Source organism: Cysteiniphilum sp., from assembly GCF_057495195.1.
The window spans coordinates 1-8,324 of the sequence record NZ_JBXTEF010000121.1; the positions used below are offsets into that span (position 1 = coordinate 1).

At 36.6% G+C, this 8,324-nt stretch carries 5 protein-coding genes and 1 pseudogene; 3 read left to right on the top strand and 3 right to left on the bottom strand.

Features of this window, described 5'->3' with window-relative positions; all coding sequences use genetic code 11:
• The 3 genes and pseudogenes from ACY10D_RS10480 to ACY10D_RS10490 form a co-directional block, all read right to left on the bottom strand.
• Positions 1-810, bottom strand: a pseudogene (locus ACY10D_RS10480) (hypothetical protein); the annotation flags it as partial.
• Between the two features lie 19 nt (positions 811-829).
• A complete protein-coding gene (locus tag ACY10D_RS10485) occupies positions 830-1,576 on the bottom strand; it encodes a hypothetical protein (RefSeq protein WP_487000682.1) in 747 nt (248 codons plus the stop codon).
• Complete coding sequence (locus ACY10D_RS10490) at positions 1,569-2,552, bottom strand: hypothetical protein (RefSeq protein WP_487000683.1); 984 nt, start codon at positions 2,550-2,552, stop codon at positions 1,569-1,571. Before ACY10D_RS10490 ends, ACY10D_RS10485 begins: the two co-directional genes overlap by 8 nt.
• Before the next feature lie 331 nt (positions 2,553-2,883).
• On the opposite strand from ACY10D_RS10490, the gene hsdR reads away from it, so the two are divergent.
• The 3 genes from hsdR to ACY10D_RS10505 form a co-directional block, all read left to right on the top strand.
• Complete coding sequence (gene hsdR / locus ACY10D_RS10495; protein WP_487000684.1) at positions 2,884-6,303, top strand: type I restriction-modification system endonuclease; 3,420 nt, start codon at positions 2,884-2,886, stop codon at positions 6,301-6,303.
• Between the two features lie 22 nt (positions 6,304-6,325).
• The gene (locus tag ACY10D_RS10500) at positions 6,326-7,840 is read left to right on the top strand and encodes a class I SAM-dependent DNA methyltransferase (RefSeq protein WP_487000685.1); all 1,515 of its coding nucleotides are present in this window, start codon (positions 6,326-6,328) and stop codon (positions 7,838-7,840) included.
• A partial coding sequence (locus ACY10D_RS10505; protein WP_487000686.1) for a restriction endonuclease subunit S occupies positions 7,837-8,324 on the top strand: 488 nt, incomplete at its 3' end. The genes ACY10D_RS10500 and ACY10D_RS10505, both read left to right, overlap by 4 nt.

An 8,324-nucleotide genomic window follows, 5' to 3' on the forward strand; every position in this document is an offset into this window, starting at 1 on the left:
TCCATCTCCATTGTGATCAAATAGCACACTGCCATCAGCAGCTACGGTTTCAATGCCATCTCCATCTAAATCAAAAATCAGAGGATCCCTGCGTCGCGGTGTCACATTGGCTGCGGTGTTGAAGTCTGTATTTACAATGCTGTCAATAAAGTCATTAATATCAAAATCTCCAGCTAAAATTTCATCTATAACGTTGTATATTCCAGTGGGGTTAATAACAGTACCTTCCTCATTATTGTTTAAGCTATCAAGCTGCTTAAAGTAGTGATCAGTTGCAAGGTCAGCCAGCTTATGAGCTAAGAGTGCCAAGAACTTTCTATCTTCTGGTGACCCCATATTCATAATTTTTTCAAACATATATTCCCAATATTTTTCTCGATCTAATAACGCATTTTCCCCTCCTGTAATCGAATTTAAAATATCTATCACATCAATTACTTGACTAGGCGATAATAATCCTTTCAATAGATTGACACCTCCCGCCTCTAATATTAAGGATGTTACACTCACGCAGTTATCTCCACCGTCTTGAAGTAGCCTGTATGGCGGAGAGTTTTTGTCTAAGTCATTACCTTTCTCTCGCATTGCATTAAATTGTGCTTCAGTAATATAACCACTATATTGAGGTACCCTTGCTTCCCTATCAGCAGGCTCTCCATCTCTAAAACTCCCTGAGTCTTCAGCACCATAGCTATAGGTATAACTATCGCCTGTTTGACAATTAATTATCTTAACCCATGTGTGATAGCCTAAAATATTTCCACTTAATGCACCATCTGAATATATATAAACTTTATAACATTTGCTCATATCTCATACCTCCTAAAAGTTAAAAGTTAAACATTAAAAACAATAGCAAACCTAATACTCCTAAAAATAATAGAGTAACTAAGACATGTATTATTAAAACCTTTAATATTACTGCCCTTTCCCAATCTATAAAAACTAGCCATGACAAAAAAATCACACCAAACTCAATTGTTATAACTGGAACTATAATTAAAGACCAACCCAAGTCATTCTTCTCAGGACAACAACCAAACATCATTAACATACAAAAAAAGTAAGCAAAGTATGCCGCCCAAAAACTAATGGCTGACATGCGAAAATAAAAGAGAACCTCAATGCATGATCTATTTTTTTTCCGCAATTGGTATAATTTAAAGATAAGCATGTGAATAGGGTACCAGAATAAATAAACTGCTATAAACCAATTAAATGAATATGATAAATTTCCACCCACAATAGTTGGCAAATGAAGAATAAATAGCGAATATAAAACATATAAAATAAAAACAATTAAATTTGTAGGTTTCAACTGATTTTTTTTATTCCACAATACTAAGCAACCAATCGCTATCATAAAAAGTGTCAAATAAAAAACTAATATAGACAGAGAATCATAATATGCAGCATAGATAACAACAAAAGCCGCCTCCAAGAAAGCAAAAAAGATAAATAGTAAAAATGCTAATGGATTCGTCTCATTTGAGTCTAAATTTGAGTCTAAATCAGCAATCTCACGAGACTGTTCACTCAATATACATGCATCTTTAGCTCTAATTTTCTTATTCATCATCTCTCTCCTTAGCCATTGCTTTTAAATCATTAAATTCACTATGTTTTAACGCTGCTTCGTAATAGTTAGGTTTAAACTCTTTTAGGAACTTACCAATATCTTTGATCGAATGTATTTGATCCAGATCACTATAACTAACAAAACCATATTTATTTGCCTTAGGGTTATTTGGTTCACTGATATAGCGATGAGATTGAATGCTCAAAACCCCAATATAATAGCGACTATAGTAAATTTGAATACCTCGTTTATATTTATCATAGATTGCGTGAATATCCTTATTCGGCATATCAAAAAACCTAAACTCAATGTTGATATCGTATATTTCCATCTGCTTAAGCCGCTGAAGTAATTCATACGTTTGCTGATAAATCCTTTGCTTTGTCGTAGTATTAAGCGGCATATTAAAAAATGCACCAACGCCCATTGTTAAGACTTTTTTATGCTTTTCAATCCATGGTATTAGTGGCATTTCATTGTGGTATAAATCATATAGCGCATCCCTATCTTGCTTTTCTGCTTCCGTCCCTCCTCTCGTGCCTATGCCTGCACTACCACCTGCATAATTTTGACTAATTCTATCGACATAAGGCTTAAGCATTAGCCAAAACTCATAATTGGTTTTTTTGCGTTTATAGGTGTCTCTGGTAATGCTATGGTCAGAAGCATCTGCCCACACACTAAATCTAAAATTTGATGCCGCAACGGGGTATGCTTTATACTCATATGTTTTTAGTTGAGAGATATATCGCCCATCGGTTACACCAAAAGGTTCTCCATATTTTTCCTGCAATGCTTTTGCTACTTGCTCTCCAATTTGCTTTATTTCCATCTGATGCGCCATATATGCACTAAAAGCTAAGGCACAGATAATCGATAGAGCGAGCATCACAAGATATGCGCGTCTTTTATTAAACTTCCCTGTTTTACTTTTTTCAACCTGCTTATTTAACTCAAAATTCACGATTTTCATCTACATACCACCATACAGCACAATACCTTCAAATCATTCAAACCAAGCCCTAAAAGTCGGCTGTTAATATAATTGATCCCTCAATAGATAAATAAACAGAATAAGTGTTGCCTCAACAATCCTAGTCCAACATTTCAAAAGATCAAATTTCATCCTTGATTTTTTTGAGATTGTTTTTATTTCTTTACACCACGCTTCAGCATAGGGATAACATCGTAAAACGCGTAAATTGATTTACGATTGACACAAATGATTTATAATACTTTCTTATAGGGGATTTCGTCTTAATAAGTGACGAATGAAAGGCAATAACATTGGAGGTGTCTAAGTAATGGCTTCATCACAAAATTTTAGCTTTTTGAAGTATCATAACAAGCTATTGGTACGTCTAGCACAAACCGCTGAGGAGTGCTTTGTACATGATCCTAATACAACACTGATGAAGATGCGCCAATTAGGAGAAGAGCTAGCAAAAGCGGTAGCTTCTCGAGTCGGTGTCCAAAGCGGTGCAAATGTAACGCAATCAGATTTAATCATCGCGCTTGATTACGCGATTAAACTCAACAGAGACGTTAAATCCGCCTTTAATACATTAAGAAAGCTAGGTAATTCAGCAATACATGATGTAACGTCTAAAAGTCACAAAGATGCCTTAAATGCGCTACAGGTAGGCTATGCTGTAAGTGTTTGGTTTCATAAAACATTTGCAGATCATGCGTTTCAACAGATTAATATACCTTGTTTTGAAAAGCCCATTGACCCTTCCATTAAAGTCAGAGCACTAGAAGAACAGATTATTGAGCTTAAAAATAAGCATACGCATGCTCAAGATAGAGTCGCTCATGTACAAAAGCTCCAAGACTTGCAACAACAAAAACTAGAAGCAGAAAAGCTAAGAGCAGATGAAATTGAAAAACAACGCCAATCATGGGAAAACTTGGCGATAGAAACGGATGAGCAATTTGCTCAATACAAAATAAAAGCACAAGAGGAAAACGATAAATATCGTAAGGCTTTTGAAGCTTTAACAAGTGATCAACAGGCAAAAACAAAACAAAAAATTGAAAGTGCGACAATTGAACTAAGTGAAAGTGATACCCGTATTCTTATTGATCAACAGCTTATGGATAGTGGTTGGGAAGCAGACACAGTTAATTTAAGATATGCAAAAGGTGCTCGACCAATTAAAGGAAAAAATCGTGCAATTGCCGAATGGCCAACAGCTTCTGGGCATGCTGATTATGTTTTGTTTATTGGGCTTACTCCCATAGCCACCATTGAAGCCAAAAGAAGAAATCGAAATGTGTATGATTGTATTGATCAAGCAAAAAGGTATGCCAGAGACTTCAAAGAAGATGCAACACTTGAAATGAGCAAACAACATAATGAGTATAAAGTCCCTTTGGTTTTTTCAACTAATGGACGCCCGTATTTAAAACAGATTGAGCAAGAAAGTGGCACTTGGTTTTTGGATGTTCGAGATCATACTAATAGACGGCGGGCACTCAAAGAAGGCTGGTATTCACCACAAGAACTAAAACAATATTTAAAGCAAACACCACAAAAAGCAAATCATGTCCTTGAAAACATGCGTTTTGAGTATTACCAGCTTAAGCTTCGCGATTATCAAATAAAAGCTATTCAATCTGTAGAGTATGCAATTAAAGAGGGTAAAGATTGTGCGTTGATTGCGATGGCTACAGGCACTGGAAAAACAAAAACAGCTATTGCTATGGTGTATCGTTTTTTAAAGGCACAGCGCTTTCGCCGCATCTTATTTCTGGTAGATAGATGCGCTTTAGGTGTCCAAGCAACAGAAAGTTTCTCTGAAGTCAGATTAGATAACGCCAACACATTTGCTGAAACTTTTGGCATTATGGGGATTGATCGCCATAAACAGAAATTTAAAAAACCTGAAGATGATACAAAGGTGCACATTACAACCGTTCAAGGTTTAGCAAGACGGATTATTTACCCTAAAGACGGTGAACAAAAGCCAGGAATTGGTGAATATGATTGTATCATTGTTGATGAGTGCCACCGTGGTTACTTATTGGATAAAGAGATGTCCGAGGTCGAGCTTAGCTTTCGCGATCAAGAAGATTATCAATCAAAATATACACGTGTCATTGATTATTTTGATGCATTTAAGATTGGATTAACGGCAACCCCTGCACCACATACAAATGAAATCTTTGGTGCTCCTATTTTTACTTATAGTTATAGTGAAGCAGTGTTAGATGGCTATTTATGTGACTACCATCCCCCCATTAATATGATTACTGAGCTTTCAGAAAACGGTATTCAATATAAAGTTGGTGATGAAGTTAAAGTTTATGATCGAGAGAAAAGCGTTGTTGAGCTCTATAAAACGCCAGATGAGATAGATTTTGAAGTAGATGATTTCAATAAAAAAATTGTTGTGCCTGAGCATACCAAGGCAATTGCTAAGTTCTTAATCGAAGAGGATAAGATTGATCCATATTCAAATAAAAAGACGTTGATATTCTGTGTGGATAATAAGCATGCCGATGATGTCGTCGAGGCGTTAAGAGAAGTTGCTGAAAATTACCATGGAAAAATATCAGATGATGCCATTCAAAAAATCACCGGAAGCTCAGATCAACCCCTAGAGAAAATCAAAAAATATAAAAATGATCGCCTACCTAATATTGCTGTAACAGTTGACTTACTGACAACAGGTATTGATGTCCCTGAAATTTGCAATCTGGTTTTTTTACGCCGCATCAATAGCCGCATTTTATATGAGCAAATGATCGGACGTGCAACGCGCTTATGTGCTAATATTGGCAAAGATTTATTTTATATTTATGATGCAGTTGGCATCTATGAGAAATTAGCACCACTATCAAGTATGCCTTATCAAGCAGCAAAAGTGAAAGCAAGCTTTGTTGAATTAGAACAAGAAATCAAGCAAACAGTAGCACCCGAATTGCAATTACTAGCAAAGACGCAGTTTATTGCCAAACTACAAGCTAAAAAGCATCATCTAAGCCCATGGCATATCACGCAATTTGAGCACTTAGCAGGCCAAAGCGTATCTGACTTTCTTCATGCCTTAAAGCAAATGAGTATTGAGCAAAGTGCACAATGGTTTGATGATCACCCTGGCGTGAGCATGATCCTAGATAAAAAGCTGGAAGGCACAATTAAGAAACAAGGGGTTTATATCCATGACGGAGAGGATCATTTTGCCAAGATTACAGTAGGTTATGGTAACGGACAAAAGCCAGAAGACTATCTCATTGGATTTAAGAACTATGTCAAAGCAAATGTTAACAACAATATGGCAATGCGTATTATTGTGCAAAAGCCATGGCAATTAAAGCGGTCAGACTTAAAGGCCTTGTTGCTTGAACTAGAACACCATCATTTTAGAGAAAGGGATTTACAAAGTGCATTTAGCGAGGTAACACAAGTTGAGATTACTTCAAGAATCATTGGCTTAATTCGCCAAGCAGCACTTGGAGAGGCGCTTATTCCATGGGAAGAACGCGTAGATAAAGCTTTGGATAAAATTTTAACCATGCATGCATGGGGAACACCACAAAGAAATTTACTTGAATTGATTGCCAAACAAATGAAAGCCAATACAATTGTCGATGTTGAATCTCTGGATCAAGGCATTTTCAAAGAACAACAAGGTGGCTTTCAAAGAGTGAATAAGCTTTTTAAAGAACCGATGATTAATGATGTAATTGAACAATTTAACAAGGCGCTATGGCAGTAGTTAACGTGTTACTAGGAGTGATATGAGTACACAAGATTTGGTGAATAAATTATGGAGTTTTTGTCATGTGTTAAGAGATGACGGGGTAACCTTCCATGAATATATTAATGAGCTCACTTTTCTTATATTTTTAAAAATGGTAGAAGAAACAGGACAAAACGAACTTATTCCAGAAGGCTATCGTTGGCGAGATTTGGAAAATCATAATGATGCACAAAGACTAGATAAATACAAAGAGCTACTACTATATTTAGGCAAGCACGGATCATTAATAACCCAATCAATTTATCGCAATGCTAACACTGTTATCCGTAAGCCTGCGACACTGACCAAGCTAGTTAATGATATTGATAAACTCGATTGGTATAGCGCAAAAGCTGAAGGCTTAGGCGATATGTATGAAGGGTTATTAGAAATCAACGCCACAGAGAAAAAATCAGGCGCAGGCCAATACTTCACCCCGCGAGCCCTGATTAACACAATGGTGGCATTAACAAAACCGCAACTTGATGATGTCATTGTCGACCCAACCGCAGGAACCGGTGGCTTTTTGATTAGTGCTCACCACTACATCAATGAACATAATGATATACACAGCTTAGATGAAACAGCTTATGAGAAATACCAACACCAAACTTTTTATGGGATGGAGTTAGTACCCGATACCCGACGCTTAGCAATGATGAATTTGATGCTGCATAACTTAGCCATTAATGATACAACTTCAGGTATTTTATATGGTGATACGTTAAGTAATGACGGCAAAATATTACCACAAGCGAGTCTTGTATTAGCCAATCCACCATTTGGCACAAAACAAGGTGGTGGTGTGCCTACTCGAGATGATTTGATCTATACGACCAGTAATAAACAATTAGCCTTCTTGCATCTAATCTATCATCGATTATTAAAACCAGGTGCTCGAGCAGCGATTGTATTGCCAGATAATGTATTGTTTGAAGATAATGTTGGCAAAACCATTCGCCAAGATTTAATGCATAAATGTCATCTGCATACGATTTTGCGCCTGCCTACAGGCATCTTCTATGCGCAAGGCGTTAAGACCAATGTGCTATTTTTCTCAAAGCCATTAGATCAAAGGCAAGATCAAGATAACACACACAATGTATGGGTTTATGATCTACGCACTAATATGCCACAGTTTGGCAAACGTAACCCGTTTAGTGAAACGCATATGAGGGACTTTTGTCAGGCGGTGGGCAATGATCTGACCCGTGTCGATGAAAAAGCACGTCTGGCATTTATTGAAAACTATCAAGCCACTGAAGATGAGCCACAATGTCGATTTAAGTGTTTTAGTCGTGAGGAAATCAAAGCCAAGGATGACTCATTAGACCTTACGTGGCTTAAAGATAAGAATGCGCAAGCGCATGAAAATTTATCGGATCCTGACGTGTTAATTAACGAGGCTATGTTTGAGTTAACTCAAGCGATGGATGCATTTAAAGAGACCTTAACAATACTAAAAGATAATGATGATAATAATCACTCAATAGAACAGGCAGAAAAAGTATGAGTTTGCCAAGAAATTGGAGTTATGCTTCAATTTTTGAAATATCAACGCCTAAGCAATGGAAGACTGTTTCAAAAAAAGAGCTAGTCAATAAAGGCTACCCTGTGTATGGGGCTAATGGAGTTATTGGGTATTATAATAAATATACACATAGCGAGCCCACATTAATGATTACATGTAGGGGAGCGTCCTGCGGGAATGTACACAAATCTGTACCACAAGCTTATATTAATGGTAACGCAATGTCGTTAGATAATCTTTCAAATAAAATTGAGATCAATTATCTTTATTATTTTCTAAAATTTACGTCTTTTAGAGAAGTAATTTCTGGCTCAGCTCAGCCACAAATTACTCAAGAAGGACTACAAAAATTAAGAACTTTAATTCCCCCCCTCAACGAACAAAAACGTATTGCCAATAAACTGGATCAGTTATTTACCGAGATAAATAAAGCCAATCAACATTTACAGCAGATTCCACACATTTT